Origin of the sequence: Dactylosporangium sp. CA-152071 (assembly GCF_050936335.1) — a bacterium.
Classification (GTDB): Bacteria; Actinomycetota; Actinomycetes; order Mycobacteriales; family Micromonosporaceae; genus Dactylosporangium; species Dactylosporangium maewongense.
Genome location: NZ_JBNJMZ010000001.1, coordinates 4,388,528 through 4,404,919 on the forward strand (window position 1 = coordinate 4,388,528; position 16,392 = coordinate 4,404,919).

General features: G+C 69.9%; 19 protein-coding genes. 4 read left to right on the forward strand and 15 right to left on the reverse strand.

The window, feature by feature from the left end; genetic code table 11:
• Nucleotides 1-50 precede the first annotated feature (50 nt).
• Nucleotides 51-362: a hypothetical protein gene (locus ACQEVZ_RS19570; protein WP_344510296.1), complete on the forward strand. Its 312-nt coding sequence runs from the start codon at nt 51-53 to the stop codon at nt 360-362.
• A 99-nt stretch (nt 363-461) separates the two neighbouring features.
• Here ACQEVZ_RS19570 and murA read toward each other — a convergent pair whose 3' ends face one another.
• Entirely contained in the window at nt 462-1,775 is a 1,314-nt protein-coding gene (gene murA, locus ACQEVZ_RS19575) for a UDP-N-acetylglucosamine 1-carboxyvinyltransferase (RefSeq protein WP_425552386.1), read from the reverse strand.
• Here murA and ACQEVZ_RS19580 point away from each other — a divergent pair.
• Nucleotides 1,774-2,355, forward strand: a complete 582-nt coding sequence (locus ACQEVZ_RS19580) for a cob(I)yrinic acid a,c-diamide adenosyltransferase (RefSeq protein WP_433368418.1) — start codon at nt 1,774-1,776, stop codon at nt 2,353-2,355. The two genes, murA and ACQEVZ_RS19580, sit on opposite strands and share 2 nt — an antisense overlap.
• Nucleotides 2,356-2,396: 41 nt before the next feature.
• Here ACQEVZ_RS19580 and ACQEVZ_RS19585 read toward each other — a convergent pair whose 3' ends face one another.
• The 11 genes from ACQEVZ_RS19585 to ACQEVZ_RS19635 all read right to left on the reverse strand — a co-directional run bounded on the left by ACQEVZ_RS19585 (nt 2,397) and on the right by ACQEVZ_RS19635 (nt 11,839).
• A complete protein-coding gene (locus ACQEVZ_RS19585; protein WP_433368421.1) occupies nt 2,397-3,953 on the reverse strand; it encodes a PQQ-binding-like beta-propeller repeat protein in 1,557 nt (518 codons plus the stop codon).
• A gap of 90 nt (nt 3,954-4,043) precedes the next feature.
• Nucleotides 4,044-4,499, reverse strand: coding sequence for a DUF2550 domain-containing protein (locus ACQEVZ_RS19590; protein WP_344510303.1), 456 nt, complete (start codon nt 4,497-4,499; stop codon nt 4,044-4,046).
• 16 nt (nt 4,500-4,515) lie between these two features.
• Nucleotides 4,516-4,800: a F0F1 ATP synthase subunit epsilon gene (locus tag ACQEVZ_RS19595; protein WP_344510305.1), complete on the reverse strand. Its 285-nt coding sequence runs from the start codon at nt 4,798-4,800 to the stop codon at nt 4,516-4,518.
• Nucleotides 4,801-5,055: 255 nt separating this feature from the next.
• The gene (gene atpD / locus ACQEVZ_RS19600; protein ID WP_433368424.1) at nt 5,056-6,483 is read right to left on the reverse strand and encodes a F0F1 ATP synthase subunit beta; all 1,428 of its coding nucleotides are present in this window, start codon (nt 6,481-6,483) and stop codon (nt 5,056-5,058) included.
• Nucleotides 6,483-7,409, reverse strand: a complete 927-nt coding sequence (locus tag ACQEVZ_RS19605) for a F0F1 ATP synthase subunit gamma (RefSeq protein ID WP_344510308.1) — start codon at nt 7,407-7,409, stop codon at nt 6,483-6,485. Before ACQEVZ_RS19605 ends, atpD begins: the two co-directional genes overlap by 1 nt.
• A 3-nt stretch (nt 7,410-7,412) precedes the next feature.
• Entirely contained in the window at nt 7,413-9,050 is a 1,638-nt protein-coding gene (gene atpA / locus ACQEVZ_RS19610; protein ID WP_433368428.1) for a F0F1 ATP synthase subunit alpha, read from the reverse strand.
• Between the two features lie 40 nt (nt 9,051-9,090).
• Nucleotides 9,091-9,909 carry a F0F1 ATP synthase subunit delta gene (locus tag ACQEVZ_RS19615; RefSeq protein ID WP_433368431.1) on the reverse strand — a complete coding sequence of 273 codons (819 nt, stop codon included), beginning with the start codon at nt 9,907-9,909 and terminating at the stop codon, nt 9,091-9,093.
• Nucleotides 9,909-10,460: a F0F1 ATP synthase subunit B gene (locus ACQEVZ_RS19620; RefSeq protein WP_425552387.1), complete on the reverse strand. Its 552-nt coding sequence runs from the start codon at nt 10,458-10,460 to the stop codon at nt 9,909-9,911. Before ACQEVZ_RS19620 ends, ACQEVZ_RS19615 begins: the two co-directional genes overlap by 1 nt.
• Before the next feature lie 40 nt (nt 10,461-10,500).
• On the reverse strand, nt 10,501-10,725 hold the full coding sequence (gene atpE, locus ACQEVZ_RS19625) for an ATP synthase F0 subunit C (protein WP_344510314.1): 225 nt from the start codon (nt 10,723-10,725) through the stop codon (nt 10,501-10,503).
• A 91-nt stretch (nt 10,726-10,816) separates the two neighbouring features.
• Nucleotides 10,817-11,590: a F0F1 ATP synthase subunit A gene (gene atpB / locus ACQEVZ_RS19630; protein ID WP_344510454.1), complete on the reverse strand. Its 774-nt coding sequence runs from the start codon at nt 11,588-11,590 to the stop codon at nt 10,817-10,819.
• A 33-nt stretch (nt 11,591-11,623) separates the two neighbouring features.
• Nucleotides 11,624-11,839 carry an AtpZ/AtpI family protein gene (locus ACQEVZ_RS19635; RefSeq protein WP_344510316.1) on the reverse strand — a complete coding sequence of 72 codons (216 nt, stop codon included), beginning with the start codon at nt 11,837-11,839 and terminating at the stop codon, nt 11,624-11,626.
• A gap of 229 nt (nt 11,840-12,068) precedes the next feature.
• On the opposite strand from ACQEVZ_RS19635, the gene ACQEVZ_RS19640 reads away from it, so the two are divergent.
• Nucleotides 12,069-12,521 (forward strand): hypothetical protein, encoded by a 453-nt coding sequence (locus ACQEVZ_RS19640; RefSeq protein WP_433368436.1) that lies wholly within the window; start codon nt 12,069-12,071, stop codon nt 12,519-12,521.
• Nucleotides 12,522-12,529: 8 nt separating this feature from the next.
• Here the strand turns inward: ACQEVZ_RS19640 and ACQEVZ_RS19645 are convergent, their stop codons facing one another.
• A complete protein-coding gene (locus ACQEVZ_RS19645) occupies nt 12,530-12,928 on the reverse strand; it encodes a hypothetical protein (protein ID WP_344510320.1) in 399 nt (132 codons plus the stop codon).
• Complete coding sequence (glyA, locus tag ACQEVZ_RS19650; RefSeq protein WP_433368439.1) at nt 12,925-14,175, reverse strand: serine hydroxymethyltransferase; 1,251 nt, start codon at nt 14,173-14,175, stop codon at nt 12,925-12,927. The genes ACQEVZ_RS19645 and glyA overlap by 4 nt, the downstream gene beginning before the upstream one ends.
• 44 nt (nt 14,176-14,219) lie before the next feature.
• Here glyA and ACQEVZ_RS19655 point away from each other — a divergent pair, with 44 nt between their 5' ends.
• Nucleotides 14,220-15,713 carry an SDR family oxidoreductase gene (locus tag ACQEVZ_RS19655; protein WP_433368442.1) on the forward strand — a complete coding sequence of 498 codons (1,494 nt, stop codon included), beginning with the start codon at nt 14,220-14,222 and terminating at the stop codon, nt 15,711-15,713.
• A gap of 103 nt (nt 15,714-15,816) precedes the next feature.
• Here ACQEVZ_RS19655 and ACQEVZ_RS19660 read toward each other — a convergent pair whose 3' ends face one another.
• Nucleotides 15,817-16,386: a phosphotyrosine protein phosphatase gene (locus ACQEVZ_RS19660; RefSeq protein ID WP_433368445.1), complete on the reverse strand. Its 570-nt coding sequence runs from the start codon at nt 16,384-16,386 to the stop codon at nt 15,817-15,819.
• Nucleotides 16,387-16,392 lie beyond the last annotated feature (6 nt).

Genomic DNA, 16,392 nt, shown 5'->3' on the forward strand with positions numbered 1-16,392 from the left:
TCCGGCTCCGAAGGGTGATCATCTAGTGGCAGACTGTCAGTGTGCCCCTCATGTACCTCGCAGGATGGGCGGCGTCCGCCGGCGCACTCGCCACCCTGATCCTGATCATCCGCCTGCTCCGCCTCGGCGAACGGCGCCCGAGCCAGTCCGGCGTCCGCCTGCCAGAGCCCGGCAGCGCCCCCGACTACGGCCTGCTCCGCTCGGTCTCGCTCATCGGCGACCTGGCCTTCGCCCGCGACGTCCGCGACCGCCTCCGCCGCAACGGCCTGCGCGCCACCCTCGCCACCGGCCCCGACGGCATGGTCCGCGTCCTCGTCTTCGCCGACGAGTACGACCGCGCCCGCCTACTCCTGGCGCAGTGATCTCCGCTCCTCATGATCCGGAAGACTTTGTGTCGTCATAGCAGCACAAACTCTTCCGGATCACGGAAACCGGCGCGGCGGCGGTGGGGGAACTACAGCTCAGAAGTCGAACTGGTCGGGGGGTGCGACGGCGCGTTCGACCTCGACGCCCAGGCCGCGCAGGTCCGACTCGAAGCTCGGGTAGCCGCGGTCGATGTGGTGCACGTGGCGGATCTCGGTGACGCCGTCGGCGCAGAGGCCGGCGATGGCCAGACCGGCGCCGGCGCGGATGTCGGTGGCGGTGACCGGGGCACCGGAGAGGCGTTCGACGCCGCGGACCACCGCGTGGTGGCCGTCGGTGCGGATGTCGGCGCCGAGGCGGGACATCTCGTTGATGAACATGAAGCGGCCGTCGAAGATGTTCTCCGTGATGAGGGACGAGCCCTCGCTGACGGAGGACAGGCCGACCGCCATGGGCAGCAGGTCGGTGGCGAAGCCGGGGAACGGCAGGGTGACCACGTCGACGGCGCGGGGGCGGTCGGCCATGCGGACGCGGAAGGAGTCCGGGGTGGTGTCGACCTGGCCGCCCGCGGTGGCGACCTTGTCCAGCGCGATCTCCAGGAAGCTCGGATCGATGCCGTGCACGGTCACGTCGCCGCGGGTCATGGCGGCGGCGAAGGCCCAGGTGCCGGCGACGATGCGGTCGCCGACGGTGCGGTGCGAGACGGGGCGCAGCTCGGGGACGCCCTCGATGACGAGGCGGGAGGAGCCGGCGCCGGAGATGTCGGCGCCCATGTCGGTGAGCATGCGGCAGATGTCGACGATCTCCGGCTCGCGGGCCGCGTTGTCGATCTCGGTGCGGCCGTTCGCCAGTACCGCGGCCATGAGCAGGTTCTCGGTGGCGCCGACGCTCGGGAAGTCGAGCCAGATGGTGGCGCCGTGCAGCTTGGGGGCGGTGGCGATAACGAAGCCGTGCTCGCCGGAGATGTCCGCGCCCATCCGGCGCAGGCCCTCGACGTGCATGTCGAGGCCGCGCGAGCCGATCGCGTCGCCGCCGGGGTGCGCCACGCGGACGTGCCCGCAGCGCGCCAGCAGCGGGCCGAGGACGCAGATCGAGGCGCGCAGCCGGCGCACGAGGTCGTAGTCGGCCTCGGTGCCGAGCCGCTCGGGCACGTCGATGATGACGCGGTCCTCGTCCTGCTCGACCTCGCAGCCGAGGCGGCGCAGCACCTCCGCCATGATGGCGATGTCGGTGATACGGGGCACGTTGGTGAGCACAGAACGCCCGGTCGCCAGCAGCGCGGCGGCCATGAGCTTCAAGGCGGAGTTCTTGGCGCCGACCACCGACACGTCACCGGCGAGCCTGGCGCCGCCCTTCACACGGATCACGTCCACGACCGCCATCGTAGGTGCATTCCGTACGGTGAAGCCCATGGCCATTCATCTCACCCGCATCTACACGAAGACCGGTGACACCGGCACGACCGGATTGGGCGACTTCTCCCGCGTGCCGAAGACCCATCCACGCATCGGCGCGTATGCCGACGTCGACGAGGCCAACGCCGCGCTCGGGGTCGCGGTCGCGATGGGTGAGCTGACCGAGGAGCTGCGGGCGGTGCTGACCGTCGTGCAGAACGATCTCTTCGACGTGGGCGCCGACCTGTGCAACCCGATCACGGCGGAGCCCGAGTATCCGCCGCTGCGGGTCACCGAGGAGTACCTGACCCGGCTGGAGACGTGGTGCGACGAGTTCAACGAGCGCCTGCCGAAGCTCGACTCGTTCATCCTCCCCGGCGGCACGCCCGGCGCGGCGCTGCTCAACGTGGCGAGGACGGTGACGCGCCGGGCCGAGCGCAGCGCGTGGGTGCTGATGGAGCTCGACCCGGAGCACACGAACGAGCTGGCGGTGAAGTACCTGAACCGGCTGTCGGACCTGCTGTTCATCCTCGGCCGCATCGCGAACCCGGACGGCGACGTGAAGTGGGTGCCGGGGGCCAACCGCCAGGTGCCGTAGACCCCCAGCCCCCGTCAGGTGCCGTAGACCCCCAGCCCCCGTCAGGTGCCGTAGACCCCCAGCCCTTCGCTGGTGTGGATCAGCACGCGGCCGTCGGCCACGATCGGCCCCGCGGTGGCGCCAGAGGGGCCGGTCCACAGCACGGCCCTGCTGGCGAGGTTCAGCGCCAGGACCTGGCCGAGGTTGACGTACAGGACGCCGTTGGCCACGACGGGGAACGATGAGGCGACCGAGTCGACCTGGGCCGGCCCGGCCTGCGTGAAGGTCCAGCGGTCCGCGCCGGTCGCCGGGTCGATCGCGTGCAGGACCGGCGGGGTGGCCAGGTCGACGCTGTAGAGGGTCGTGTCCTGCACGGCGGGGAAGCCGAAGGTGCCCGGGCGGGTCCACAGCGTCCGTCCGGTGGCTCCGTCGTAGGCGACCAGCCCGTTGAAGCCGAGGTAGACCCGGCCCCAGGCGGCCACCGGCGTCAGCATCGACTGGCTGGCGGGCACCGACCACAGCACCGCGCCCGTGGTCGCGTCGACGGCGGTCAGCGTCTGGACGTTGCCGCCGGCGACGTAGAGCCGGTTGCTGTCGTACGCCACCGTCGCCGTCGTGTAGCCGGTGAGCTCACGGGTCCAGCGCACCGCGCCGGTCGCGGCGTCGAAGGCGTACACGAGCGTGTTGTCGCCCGGCGCGTCACCCTTGGCGTAGAGGGTGTCGCCGACCAGGATCGGCGCGTTGAAGAGCTGGTTGCCGTCGATGCGGAAGTTCCACCGCTCGACCCCGGTCATGGCGTCGAACGCGTGGATGAAGCCGATCTGCGTCCCGGCGTAGACGAGGCCGTTGCCGACGGTCCCGCCGGTGGTGTAGCGCAGCGCGGGCTCGGTGGCCGGCGGCGTGGTCCAGCGCACCGCGCCGGACGCCAGGTCGGTGGCGGCGAACTGCAAGGTGTTCGCCTGACCGTAGGCGATGCCGCTGGCGACGACCGGCGCCTCGATGTCGGCGCCGGTCAGCCGCAGCCGGTGCAGGGTCCCCACGTTGGCGGCGCCGAGTGTCCGCTCCCCCACGTTGACGCCCGCGTGCCCGGCGCCGCCGCCCCACGTGGGCCACGCCGCCGAAGCGGCCGGGGGCACCACCGCCGGGTACACCTCGACCTCGAACAACGAGTAGCCGTAGCGGGTGGCGCGGGTGAGGCCGGTCAGGCGGACGTACCGGGCGGCCGCCATGGCGGCGATGGACAGCGTCTGCGTCCCGCCGGTACTGGTGGCCGCCGGCACGAGGTCGAACCACGACGCGCCGTCCGGCGAGCCCTGCAGCGTGAACGTGCGGGCGTAGGCGGCCTCCCATCGCAGCACGACCCGGCACAGCTGCTGGGCGCCGCCGAGGTCGACCTGAAGCCGCTGCGGGTCGCTGAAGGCGCTCGACCAGCGGGTGGCGGAATTGCCGTCGAACGCCTTCGCCGGCAGCAGGCTGCCGTTCTCCGACGACGATGCGGTGGCGGGCCGGTTGAGCGCGATGTTGGTGGTGCCGCAGGTCGCGGCAATCGCGGCGGCGGGCGCGGGCACCACGAACAGCACTGCCGCGGAAATCACCACGGCAGCGAGCAATCTGGACATACGTGGTTCTCCTAGGGGTGACGGCCACTGGGAGAGCGCTCTCAGACGGCGTCAGTCTCCACCAGGAGAAAGAGGAACGTCAATTTCTGCCTAGTTTGTGCGATACCTGTACGGCCGGGTCTCCGGGGTCGACTCACCCGGAGGCGCCGCCTCTACCCAGGACAGGAACCCGGTCAGCGCCCGCTCCGCCATCGCGATCTCGACCGGCGACTGCCGGCTGACGCACCGCACGATCACCCAGTCCGGCGGAAGCACCAGCAGCTCGGCCGGGTCAGGGGTGCGACGGCGGTCGACGGAGAGCCCACGCCGGGAAAGCACCCGGCGTGGGCCGGGCCAGAAACTGAAGATGCGATACCACTTCAGCTCGTCGCCGGCGAAGCGGGCCAGGCCCGCGGACCAGCCCCGGCCGGGCAGCATGGTGCTCAGCCGGACACCCAGCTCGATCGTGCCGCCCTGCCGGGCGATGACCACGCGGCGCAGGAAGAGCAGCGCCAGAGCGGCGAGCAGGATGAGGACCCCGATGCCAATTCCCTCGACGATCCTCACCAACGCCGCCCGCCGGTCAGTGCGCGGCTTGCGCGGAGGCGGGGGTGCAGCTCTCGGCCAGCACCGTCACCCCGGTCGCCGTGACGGAGAGGAACCCGCCCGAGACGTCGAAGGCGATCTCCTGCCCACCGGAGTGCTTGATGCGCACCTGGCCCTCCTCGGCCAGCTGACCGAGGAGCGGCGCGTGACCGGGAAGCACACCGAGCTCGCCCTCCGTCGTGCGCGCCATGACCATGTCGGCGTCACCGGACCAGACTTTTTCCTCGACGGCTACGAGCTCGACGTGCAGCTGCCTCGCCACGCTAGTTACTCCTCGTGTGCGCGATTCGGTTTTGCCGAGTGTAGTCAATGATCCGACGCGGCGAGCAGTGGGCCTCGCCACGTTGGCACAACTCCTGAAATGCCGGTGGAGCGGCGATCCGCAATCGCGCTGCAGATGGCCACTCAACACTTCAGAGCGTGACGTATGTCACGCCGTCATGGTGGCGTTTTCCTGAAAACCAAGCAGAAAGGGCGCCCCCCGAAGCGGGAGACGCCCTTTTGCCGTACGGCTATGTCAGTCCTTCATGAGCTCGTGCGCGTTGCGCTCGAGGTCCTCGAGACCGCCACACATGAAGAAGGCCTGCTCGGGGAAGTGATCGTACTCACCCTCGGAGATCTTCTTGAACGACTCGATCGTCTCCTTGAGCGGGACGGTCGAACCGGGGACGTTGGTGAACTGCTCCGCCGCGTAGGTGTTCTGCGACAGGAACCGCTCGATGCGCCGGGCACGGCCGACCGTGACCTTGTCCTCTTCGGACAGCTCGTCCATACCGAGGATGGCGATGATGTCCTGCAGGTCCTTGTACTTCTGCAGGATCCGCTGCACCTCGCGGGCGACCGTGTAGTGCTCGATGCCGACGTACTCCGGCGCGAGAATGCGCGAGGAGGACGCCAGCGGGTCGACGGCCGGGTAGATGCCCTTGTCCGAGATCGACCGCTCGAGGTTGGTCGTCGCGTCCAGGTGGGCGAACGTGGTGGCCGGCGCCGGGTCGGTGTAGTCGTCGGCGGGCACGTAGATCGCCTGGAGCGAGGTGATGGCCTTGCCCCGCACGGAGGTGATGCGCTCCTGCAGCAGACCCATCTCGTCGGCCAGGGTCGGCTGGTAGCCGACGGCGCTCGGCATACGGCCGAGCAGCGTCGAGACCTCCGAGCCGGCCTGCGTGAACCGGAAGATGTTGTCGATGAAGAGCAGCACCTCCTGGTTCTGCACGTCACGGAAGTACTCCGCCATGGTCAGCGCGGACAGGGCGACCCGCAGACGCGTGCCGGGCGGCTCGTCCATCTGACCGAAGACCAGGGCGGTCTTGTCGAGCACGCCACCCTCGTCCATCTCCAGGATGAGGTCGTTGCCCTCACGGGTGCGCTCGCCGACACCGGCGAACACCGAGGTGCCACCGAAGTTCCGGGCGACCCGGATGATCATCTCCTGGATCAGCACCGTCTTGCCGACGCCGGCACCGCCGAACAGGCCGATCTTGCCACCACGCACGTACGGCGCGAGCAGGTCGAGGACCTTGATGCCGGTCTCCAGCATCTCCGTCTTCGGCTCGAGCTCGGCGAACGCGGGAGCCTTGCGGTGGATCTCCCAGCGCTCGTTGATCTCGAGCTTCGACTCGTCGGCGTTGAGCACCTCGCCGAGGGCGTTGAACACGTGGCCCTTGGTGATGTCGCCGACCGGCACCGAGATGCCGGAGCCGGTGTCGTGCACCTCGGCGCCACGGACGAGACCGTCCGTCGGCTGCATGGAGATGGCGCGGACCTGGTTGTCACCCAGATGCTGGGCAACCTCGAGCGTCAGCTTCTTGGCGCCCTCGGAGAGGGTCACCTCGACGTGCAGCGCGTTGTAGATCGCGGGCATGGCGTCGCGCGGGAACTCGGCGTCGACGACCGGGCCGATGACCCGGACGACGCGGCCGACCGCGGTCTTGGCTGGTGCAGTCATCACACATCACTTCCCGCCGCCGCCAGCGCGTTGGCGCCGCCGACGATCTCACTGATCTCCTGGGTGATCGCCGCCTGCCGCGCGGAGTTCATCTCCCGCGTGTACCGCTTCAGCAGGTCGTCGGCGTTGTCTGAGGCGCTCTTCATGGCCCGCCGGCGGGCCGCCGACTCACTCGCCGCCGAGTCCAGCAACGCCGCGAAGATCCGCGTGTTGATGTACTTCGGCAGGAGCGCCTCGAGCAGCTCCTCGGCCTCCGGCTCGAACTCGTACGCCGGCAGCGGGCCGGCGACCTGCTGCTCCTCGACCTCCATCGGAGCGACGATGCGCGCCACGGGGGTCTGCGTCATGAGCGAGCGGAACTGGGTGTGGACCATGTACAGCTCGTCGACACCGTAGATGCCGTCCGGGCCGGGGCCGTCCGCAGTGTCGTCCGCGCCGTTGACGAAGGCCTGGATGAGGGTCTCGCCGATCTCCCGCGCGTTCTCGAAGCGCGGCAGTTCGGAGAAGCCCGTCCAGCTGCCCGCGATCTCGCGACCGCGGAACCGGTAGTACGCCACGCCCTTGCGCCCGGAGACGTAGAGCGCGACCTGCTTGCCGTCCGCGCGCAGCCGCGCGATGAGCTGCTCGGCCTGACGGATCGCGTTGGCGTTGTAGCCGCCGCAGAGCCCCCGGTCGCTGGTGACCAGCAGCACCCCGGCCCGGCGGACCGGGCTGCGCGGCACCAGCAGCGGGTGGTCGACGTTGGTGTTGGTCGCCAGTGCCGTCAGCACGCCCGTGATCGCCTCGGCGTAGGGCAGCGACGCGGCGACCCGCTCCTGCGCCTTACCGATGCGGCTCGTGGCGACGAGCTCCTGCGCCTTGGTGATCTTCTTGGTCGACTTGACCGTGCGGATCCTCCGGCGCAGTGCCTGTACCTGACCGGCCATGGCTCAGCCCGACTTCCGGACCTGGCGGGTGACGGTCTCGCGATCCTGCTCACCCTGCAGCGCCTTGGCCGGGGCCTCGTTGATCGGCGCCTCGGAACCCTTGGCCGTGAACGTCTTCTTGAAGTGGGCGATCGCGTCGGTCAGGCCGTCGATCGTCTCCTGCGGCAGCTTCTTCGACTCCGCGATGGCGGCGATGAGCTCCTTGCGGTTGCTGCGGAGGTACTGCAGGAACTCGCCCTCGAAGCGGCGGATCTCGCCGACCGGCACGTCGTCGAGCTTGCCGGTGGTGCCGGCCCACACCGAGACGATCTGGTCCTCGACCGCGAACGGGGAGAACTGCGGCTGCTTGAGCAGCTCGACCAGGCGGGCGCCCTTGTCCAGCTGGGCCCGCGACGCCTTGTCCAGGTCGGACGCGAACGCCGAGAAGGCCTCCAACTCGCGGTACTGCGCGAGGTCCAGCCGCAGGCGGCCGGCGACGTCCTTCATGCCCTTGACCTGGGCGGAGCCGCCGACGCGGGACACCGAGGTGCCGACGTTGATGGCGGGACGCACACCCTGGTTGAACAGGTCGGACTCGAGGAAGACCTGACCGTCGGTGATCGAGATGACGTTGGTCGGGATGTAGGCCGAGATGTCGTTGGCCTTGGTCTCGATGATCGGCAGACCGGTCATCGAGCCGCCACCGAGCTCGTCGGACAGCTTCGCGCAGCGCTCCAGCAGCCGGGAGTGCAAGTAGAAGACGTCACCCGGGTAGGCCTCACGGCCCGGCGGGCGGCGCAGCAGCAGCGACACGGCGCGGTAGGCCTCGGCCTGCTTCGTCAGGTCGTCGAAGACGATCAGGACGTGCTTGCCGCCGTACATCCAGTGCTGGCCGATGGCCGAGCCGGTGTAGGGGGCGAGGTACTTGAAGCCGGCCGGGTCGTCCGCCGGGGAGGCGACGATGGTCGTGTACTCCATCGCGCCCTGCTCCTCGAGGACACCGCGGGTGGCGGCGATCGTCGAGGCCTTCTGGCCGATGGCGACGTAGATGCAGCGGACCTGCTTCTTCGGGTCGCCGGACTTCCAGTTGTCGCGCTGGTTGATGATCGTGTCGAGCGCGACCGTGGTCTTGCCCGTCTTACGGTCACCGATGATCAGCTGGCGCTGGCCCCGGCCGATGGCGGTCATGGCGTCGATCGCCTTGATGCCGGTCTGCAGGGGCTCCTTGACAGGCTGGCGGGCCATGACGTTGGGCGCCTGGAGCTCCAGCTCGCGGAGGCCCTCGTTGGCGATCTCGCCGCGGTCGTCGATCGGCTCGCCGAGCGGGTTGACCACGCGGCCCAGGAAGGCGTCGCCGACCGGGACCGAGAGCACCCGGCCGGTCCGCTTGACCTGCTGACCCTCTTCGATACGCTCGAAGTTGCCGAGGACGACGACACCGATCTCGCGCACGTCAAGGTTGAGCGAGACGCCGAGCGTGCCGTCCTCGAACTCGAGCAGCTCGTTGGCCATCGTCGAGGGCAGACCCTCGACCTGGGCGATACCGTCGCCGGCGTACGAGACGACGCCGACCTCCTCGCGGGAGATCCGTGAATCAACGGACGACACGTAGCGCTCGAGTGCGCCCCGAATGTCGTCCGAGGAGATGGTCAGCTCGGCCATTCCTCAACCTTCTATCTGGAAGTGAATCAAGCTTCGGGGATTAGTTGGCGAGTGCCGTCTTGGCCTCGGCGAGACGCCGCGACACCGTGCCGTCGTACAGGTCCGAACCGACCTTGACCCGCATGCCACCGATGATGCGTGGATCAACGTCGATCTTGAGGGAGACCTCTCGACCGTACAGCTCAGCAAGACGACCGGCCAGGCGCTGCTCGTCAGCCTCGGTCAGGGGGGCCGCGGTCGTGACGTAGGCCACCGAGTGGTCGCGCTGCTTCGCGGCCAGCTCGACGAGGCGGGTCAGCGAGCTCTCGAAGCCCCGGCCACCGAACCCGGTGACCGCCAGCTCCGCCAGCCGCGCCGTCGCCGGCTTGGCCTTGCCGCCGAGCAGGTCCTTGACCAGCTGGACCCGCGCCTCCAGCGGCGACGAGGCGTCGGCGAGTGCCGCGGCGAGACGGGAGTCGCCGGAGACGACCTGCCCGAACCGGAACAGCTCGTCCTCGACGTCGCCGAGCTCACCGGCGCGGTCGACGCCGGACAGCAGCGTGGTGACCCCGAGCAGCTCGACGCCGTCCAGGAGCGCACCGGGGCCGGACCAACGGCCCGTGACCAGGGTCGCGAGGATGTCGAGTGCCTCGTCGCTGACCTTGCCCTCCAGGACGGAGCGCAGGAGCGCGGCGTGGTCCTCACCGGCGCGACCCGGGTCGGCCAGGGCCCGGCGCAGCGGCCGCTCACGCCCGAGCAGACCGGCCACGGCGAGGATCTCCTCGCCGACGGCACCGATCCGCTGAACGTCAGCGCTCGCCGCGAATGCGGCGAGCTTGTCGGCGGCGGCTCCGTAGGACTCCCGGTTGATGGTGTCCATCAACGCCGCCCTGCGGTGCCGGCAGGACTGTCACCGATCTCGTCGAGGAACCGCTCGACCGTGCCACGGCGGCGGGCCTCCTCCTCCAGCGACTCCCCGACGATCCGGCCGGCGAGGTCGACCGCGAGCGAGCCGATCTCGGCGCGCAGCTGACGGACGATGGTCTGCCGCTCGGTCTGCAGGGCCTCGCGGCCGGCCGCGATGATGCGGTCGCTCTCCTCACGGGCCTTCGCGAGGATGTCCTCACGGATGCCCGTGGCGTCGGCGCGCGCCTCGTCACGGATGCTGGCCGCCTCGGTGCGGGCCTCGGCGAGCTGCTGCTTGTACTGCTCCAGCAGCCGGTTGGCCTCGGCCTGCGCCTCCTCGGCGCGCTTGATGCCACCCTCGATCGCGTCGACCCGTGCGCGGAAGGTCTCCTCCATGCGCGGGAAGACGAACTTCATCAGCACGAAGCACAGGATGCCGAAGGCGATCAGGCCGACGACGATCTCCTGCCAGATCGGGATGATCGGGTTGTGTGCAGCTTCCCCTTCAGCGAGGAAAGGCAGCATGGGAAACCTCCCGCTCTAAATGTTGGTGGAGGCGGGTGGCTTACTTGAAGACGAAGCCGAAGGCGATGCCGAGGAGGGCGAGCGCCTCGACCACGGCGAAGCCGAGGAACATGTAGGTGCGGGTCAGACCGGCCGACTCCGGCTGGCGAGCCGTCGACTGGATGTACGACGCGAAGATGATGCCGACGCCGATGCCGGGGCCGATGGCGGCGAGGCCGTAGCCGATGGCGCTGAGGCTGCCGTTGACTGCTGCCAGGTGGTCCATTTGGAATTCCTCCTGAGATCTCGCGTGACGGTCACGCGGGACAACTGAAAAGTGGTGCGTTTCGCTTTCGAATTCGAAGCGTGGGATGCGCTCAGTGCTCGTCGGCGAGAACGCCGGCCAGGTAGTTGGCGGTCAGCAGCGTGAAGACATAGGCCTGCAGCGCCGCGATCAGCAGCTCGAAGAACGTGAGCCCGATGGTCATCGCCCACGACACGAGCGAGATGGGCTTGAGGAAGAAGCTCTCCGCGTTGAGCAGCGCGAAGCCGCCGAGCGTGAAGACCAGCAGCAGCATGTGCCCGGCGAACATGTTGGCGAACAGACGCAGGGCGAGCGTGACCGGCTGGAGGATGAAGGCCTGCAGGAACTCGATCGGGATCAGCAGGAACTGCATGTACCACGGGGCGGGCAGGTAGACGGCGTGCTTGATGTAGCCGGCGAAGCCGTGCTTCTTGATGCCCTGGTACAGGTACAGCACATAGGTGCAGATCGCCAGGCCGGCCGGGAATGCGATGTGCGCCATCGGCGAGACCTGGATGAACGGGATGATCGAGAAGATGTTGCCGACCAGGATGAAGACGAACAACGACGCGAGGTATGGCGCGAACCGCAGCCCCTCGTGGCCGATGACGTCCTTCGCGACACCTTCCCGCACGAAGCCGTAGATCGACTCGGCGAGCCACTGCTTCTTGGTCGGGACGATCTTGGGGTCGCGGTAGGAGACCAGGAAGTAGATGAGCACCAGGGCCACGGCCAGCCACAGGAACAGGCTGAACTTGGTCAGCCACTCCACCCCGAACAGGTGGGGGGGGAAGATGTCTTCCACGCTGGGCGGGAAAGGCGTCTCCGCCAAAACCAGACCGCTCACCACGTCCCTCTCGTTATCGATTCAACCGATGCGTCAGGCGCCGAGGCGCTTGACGACCAGGTAGATGCCACCAGCGGCGCCGAGCACGCACCCGATCGCCGTGATGATGCCTCCGGCGTTGAGCCACTCATCGATCAGCCAGCCGACGAAGCCCCACACGGCGATGCCCGAGATGAGGTATCCGACGGCGGCCCAACCTTCGTTGGCACCACTCGATCCGGACTGCTTGGGTGTCTGGTTACCGGCCATGACGCGGTGACCATATCAGCCTGCCGGGAGCACCCGTGCATCGACCCCCGCGTGCTCGTCGCGCGGGGGTTGCTCTAGGGGTCGGGTGCCATCAACCGACGGCCGTCAACGTTACTACGCCTAACGCCAGGCGAACGTCAACTACACGACTGATGCGTGAGTGAATGTTGCGCACGGTCACTCCCAGGGGGTTAGCTGAAGGTCAAGGATAACAATGCGTATGGGGGTGATGACCTTGCGCAACGCCGTCATCGCGTTTTTCGTCATTCTGACCGCCATCGTGATCACCAAGACCGACCCCGGCGACAGGTCGCCGGCGGCGTCGAGCGGCGGCGGCCAGCGGGTCGTGTGTTCGGTTTCACCGCAGCGACCCGCGGAGAAGGGCGGCAGGATCGTCGCCGCCGCGCAGTTCCGCTGCGACCCCCCCGGTCCCGACGGGCTGACCGTCACCGTCCGCCTGCAGCGCAACGACGGCGGCACCTGGGTCACGGTGGCCCAGGACACGTTCGTCACCAACGCGGCCTACACGACCCGCGAGCACTCCGCGGCGTCCAGGACCCGGCAGGTCGGCACCGCCTGCGCGGCCGGCACCTTCCGCACCCACGTGGAGGCCAACGTGTACGACAACCGGCGCAACTCCGGTCTGTCGAAAGCCAGCGGCGAGCGCCGCAACCCCTGCTGACGGCGCCGCTAGGACGGCTCGATCTCCACATAGGGGATCTTCGCCCGCCACACCCAGACCGCCTGGGCGGCGACCCAGATCAGCGTCCCGGCGATCACCAGCGCGCCCAGCCACGGCAGGCCGCCCCAGCCGGTCTCCGCCACGATCCACATGACGACGCCGATGATCGCGAACTTCAGGATGTACGTGCCGAGCGCCACCGGCATCAGCAGGTGCCGGGCCCGCAGGTCGGTCACCGCGATGATCAGGCTCGACACGGTGTAGCTCAGCATGACGAGCGCCACACCGGCGAGGGCGCCGAGCGCGCCGGTGCCGCCGTCACGCCACCAGGCGAGCGGCGCGGCGGCCACGAGCAGGCCGCCCATCGCGATCAACGCGGTCGGCAGGTGCTGCAGTCGCTTCCTCACAGTGGAGCAGGATACGCCGGGAACCGCCCGACCAGCTCGGTCACCCGGTCGCCGACCTGCTCGCCGCGGATCGCGCCGCCGATCAGCTCGGCGATCTCGGCCATCTCCGCCTCGCCCATCCCCTGCGTCGTCACCGACGGCGTGCCGACCCGCACCCCGGAGGCGGTCATCGGCTTCTCCGGGTCGTACGGGATGGCGTTCTTGTTCAGGGTGATCCCCGCGGCGTCGCAGCGCTCCTCGGCGTCGCGCCCGGTGATCCCGAGCCCGCGCAGGTCGATGAGGGCCAGGTGGGTGTCGGTGCCGCCGGACACCGGCCGCATCCCCTGCGCCTCGAGCCCGGCGGCGAGCGCCCGCGCGTTGCGCACGACCTGGGCCGCGTAGTCCACGAACGCCGGCTGCGCCGCCTCGTGCAGCGCGACCGCCTTCGCCGCGACCGCGTGCATGAGCGGCCCGCCCTGCGTGAACGGGAAGACCGCCTTGTCGATGCGCTGCGCGAGGGACTCCCGGCACAGCAGCATGCCGCCGCGCGGGCCGCGCAGCACCTTGTGCGTCGTGCAGCTGACCACGTCGGCGTGCTCGACCGGCGACGGGATCGCCTTGCCGGCGACGAGGCCGATGAAGTGCGCCGCGTCGACCATCAGGTAGGCGCCGACCTCGTCGGCGATCGCACGGAAGCGGGCGAAGTCGATCAGCCGCGGATAGGCGGTGGCCCCGCAGATGATCATCGCGGGACGGTGGCTGAGGGCGAGGTCGCGCACCTCGTCGTAGTCGATCAGCTCGTCCTCGCGGCGAACCGGGTACCCGACCGTGGTGAACCACTTGCCGGAGAAGTTGACCTTGCTGCCGTGGGTGAGGTGCCCGCCGTGCGGCAGCTCCATCGCCAGGACGGTGTCGCCGGGCATCAGCAGCGCCGCGTACGCCGCGAGGTTGGCGCTCGCGCCGCTGTGCGGCTGGACGTTGGCGTGCTCGGCGCCGAACAGCGCCTTGGCCCGCTCGATCGCGAGCTCCTCGGCCCGGTCGACGGCCGCGCAACCGCCGTAGTAGCGGCGGCCCGGGTAGCCCTCCGCGTACTTGTTGGTCAGCGTCGAACCCAGCGCGGCCAGGACCGCGGGCGAGGTGAAGTTTTCGCTCGCGATGAGCTGCAGGCCGCCGCGCAGGCGGTGCAGCTCGTCGAGGACGACGTCGGCGATCTGCGGGTCCGTCTCGCGGAGCGCGTCGAAGTCCGGCCCCCAGTAGGTGTCGCCCATGAAAACGAGTCTAGGGGGCATGAGCGCAGGGTAAGCATGAAGTCATGCGATGCCTCGTGACCGGCGCGACCGGGTATGTCGGCGGCCGGCTGGTCCCCCGTCTCCTCGCCGCGGGCCACGAGGTCCGCTGCCTGACCCGCGACCCGCGGCGGCTGCGGGACGTGCCGTGGGCCGGCCGCGTCGAGATCGTGCAGGGCGACCTCGTGGAGGAACAGGACGAGCGCCTCACCGACGCCATGCGCGACGTCGACGTCGTCTACTACCTGGTCCACGCGCTCGGGCAGGCGGCGTTCGAGGACGTCGACCGGCTCAGCGCGCTCAACCTCGCCGTCGCCGCGGTCGACGCCGGCGTGCAGCGGATCGTCTACCTGGGCGGGCCGGCGCCGAGCGAGAAGACCGCCTCGCCGCATCTGCGCTCGCGCGGCGAGGTCGCCGACATCTTCCTGCGCAGCGGCGTGCCGACCGTCGTGCTGCGCGCCGCCGTCATCATCGGCTCCGGCTCGGCGTCGTTCGAGATGTTGCGGTACCTCACCGAGCGGCTGCCCGTCATGATCACTCCTCGCTGGGTGCACAACCGGATCCAGCCGATCGCGATCCGCGACGTCCTGCGCTACCTCGTCGCCGCCGCCACCGTCTTCCCCGTGCCGCTCAACCGGGCGTTCGACATCGGCGGTCCCGACGTGCTCACCTACGCCGAGATGATGCGGCGGTACGCCGTCGTCGCGGGCCTCCCGCCGCGGACCGTGCTGCCGGTCCGGGCGCTCACTCCCTGGCTGTCGTCGCACTGGGTCGGCCTGGTCACGCCGGTGCCCAACCGGATCGCCCGGCCGCTCGTCGGCAGCCTCATCCACGAGGCGGTCTGCCGCGAGCACGACATCGCCGCGTTCGTGCCCGACCCGCACGACGGGCTCACCGGCTTCGACCTCGCCGTCCGGCTCGCGCTGCGCAGGATCCGCGACGCGGACGTGGAGACCCGCTGGGCCAACGCGGCGATCCCGGGCGCGCCGAGCGACCCGCTGCCGTCGGATCCCGCGTGGTCCGGCGGCACGGTGTACCGCGACGAACGCAGCCGGACCGTCGAGGCCGCGCCGGACCAGCTGTGGCGCGTCATCGAGGCGATCGGCGGGCAGAACGGCTGGCACTCCTTCCCGCTCGCCTGGTCGGTCCGCGGCTGGCTGGACCGGCTCGTGGGCGGGGTCGGGCTGCGCCGCGGCCGCCGCGACCCGCACCGCCTCTACGTCGGCGAGGCGCTGGACTTCTGGCGCGTCGAAGAGATCGTGCCGGGCGAGCTGCTGCGGCTGCGCGCGGAGATGAAGCTTCCGGGTCAGGCCTGGCTCGAGATGCGCGTGGCGCTCGATCAGCGGGGGCGGCTGGTGTACGAGCAGCGCGCCGTCTTCCTGCCACGCGGACTGTCCGGCCACCTGTACTGGCTCGCCGTCGCGCCCTTCCACGCGGTCGTCTTCGGCGGCATGGCACGCAACATCGCCCGCTCGGCCGAGCGCCTGCCCTTGACCGAGACCGCGGACGTCAGCGGCTGACCAGCTTCCCCGTGCGCCGGCACGCGGTCAGCGGTTGAGCAGCGCCGCCGTTCGCCGGCACGCGGTCAGCGGTTGAGCAGCGCCGCCGTTCGCCGGCACGCGGTCAGCGGTTGAGCAGCGCCGCCGCGAGGGGCCGGGTCAGCGCCTGGACCTGGTCGGCGACGATGCCGAAGAAGTCGTCGGGGCGGCCCCACGGATCGGCCAGGTCGTCCTCGTCACGCGCCTCGTCGCGGGCCTTGTCCACCAGGTCGACGAGCGCCACGCCACGGTCGTACACGTCGGCGGTCGCGGGCAGGTCCGCCACCACCGCCGGCAGCAGGCGCGCGAACTGCCCCCACACGAACGTCCGGCTCGCCGCGTCCGGCCGCAGGGACACCACGAAGTCGACCTGTTCGGCCGTCGCGGTCAGTACCAGATCCGAGGCGTCGACGTGCTCGGCCAGCAGCTTGCGGGCGCGGAAGCCCGCGGTGTCGCCGCCCCGGGCGAGCACCTGCCGGGCCGCCTGCGGGTCCATCGGCTCCCCCGCGTGCCATCCGCCGGTGCCCGCGCCGTGGACATAGACCAGGTCAGGCGGCGCGCCGAGGGCGGCGAGGTCGGCGACGAGCAGCCGCTCGGCCATCGGCGACCGGCAGATGTTGCCCATGCACACGCACAGGACGCTGAACGGCGCCATGCGGCC

Bases quoted from the DNA above. Each gene is read 5' to 3' on its own strand.
- ACQEVZ_RS19660 (WP_433368445.1), bottom strand. From the start codon at position 16,386: ATGGCGCCGTTCAGCGTCCTGTGCGTGTGCATGGGCAACATCTGCCGG.
- ACQEVZ_RS19655 (WP_433368442.1), top strand. From the start codon at position 14,220: ATGCGATGCCTCGTGACCGGCGCGACCGGGTATGTCGGCGGCCGGCTG.
- ACQEVZ_RS19605 (WP_344510308.1), bottom strand. From the start codon at position 7,409: ATGGCCGGTCAGGTACAGGCACTGCGCCGGAGGATCCGCACGGTCAAG.
- ACQEVZ_RS19620 (WP_425552387.1), bottom strand. From the start codon at position 10,460: ATGCTGCCTTTCCTCGCTGAAGGGGAAGCTGCACACAACCCGATCATC.
- atpE (WP_344510314.1), bottom strand. From the start codon at position 10,725: ATGGACCACCTGGCAGCAGTCAACGGCAGCCTCAGCGCCATCGGCTAC.
- ACQEVZ_RS19640 (WP_433368436.1), top strand. From the start codon at position 12,069: ATGACCTTGCGCAACGCCGTCATCGCGTTTTTCGTCATTCTGACCGCC.
- ACQEVZ_RS19615 (WP_433368431.1), bottom strand. From the start codon at position 9,909: ATGGACACCATCAACCGGGAGTCCTACGGAGCCGCCGCCGACAAGCTC.
- atpD (WP_433368424.1), bottom strand. From the start codon at position 6,483: ATGACTGCACCAGCCAAGACCGCGGTCGGCCGCGTCGTCCGGGTCATC.
- atpA (WP_433368428.1), bottom strand. From the start codon at position 9,050: ATGGCCGAGCTGACCATCTCCTCGGACGACATTCGGGGCGCACTCGAG.
- ACQEVZ_RS19580 (WP_433368418.1), top strand. From the start codon at position 1,774: ATGGCCATTCATCTCACCCGCATCTACACGAAGACCGGTGACACCGGC.
- ACQEVZ_RS19570 (WP_344510296.1), top strand. From the start codon at position 51: ATGTACCTCGCAGGATGGGCGGCGTCCGCCGGCGCACTCGCCACCCTG.
- glyA (WP_433368439.1), bottom strand. From the start codon at position 14,175: ATGGGCGACACCTACTGGGGGCCGGACTTCGACGCGCTCCGCGAGACG.
- murA (WP_425552386.1), bottom strand. From the start codon at position 1,775: ATGGGCTTCACCGTACGGAATGCACCTACGATGGCGGTCGTGGACGTG.
- ACQEVZ_RS19635 (WP_344510316.1), bottom strand. From the start codon at position 11,839: ATGGCCGGTAACCAGACACCCAAGCAGTCCGGATCGAGTGGTGCCAAC.
- ACQEVZ_RS19585 (WP_433368421.1), bottom strand. From the start codon at position 3,953: ATGTCCAGATTGCTCGCTGCCGTGGTGATTTCCGCGGCAGTGCTGTTC.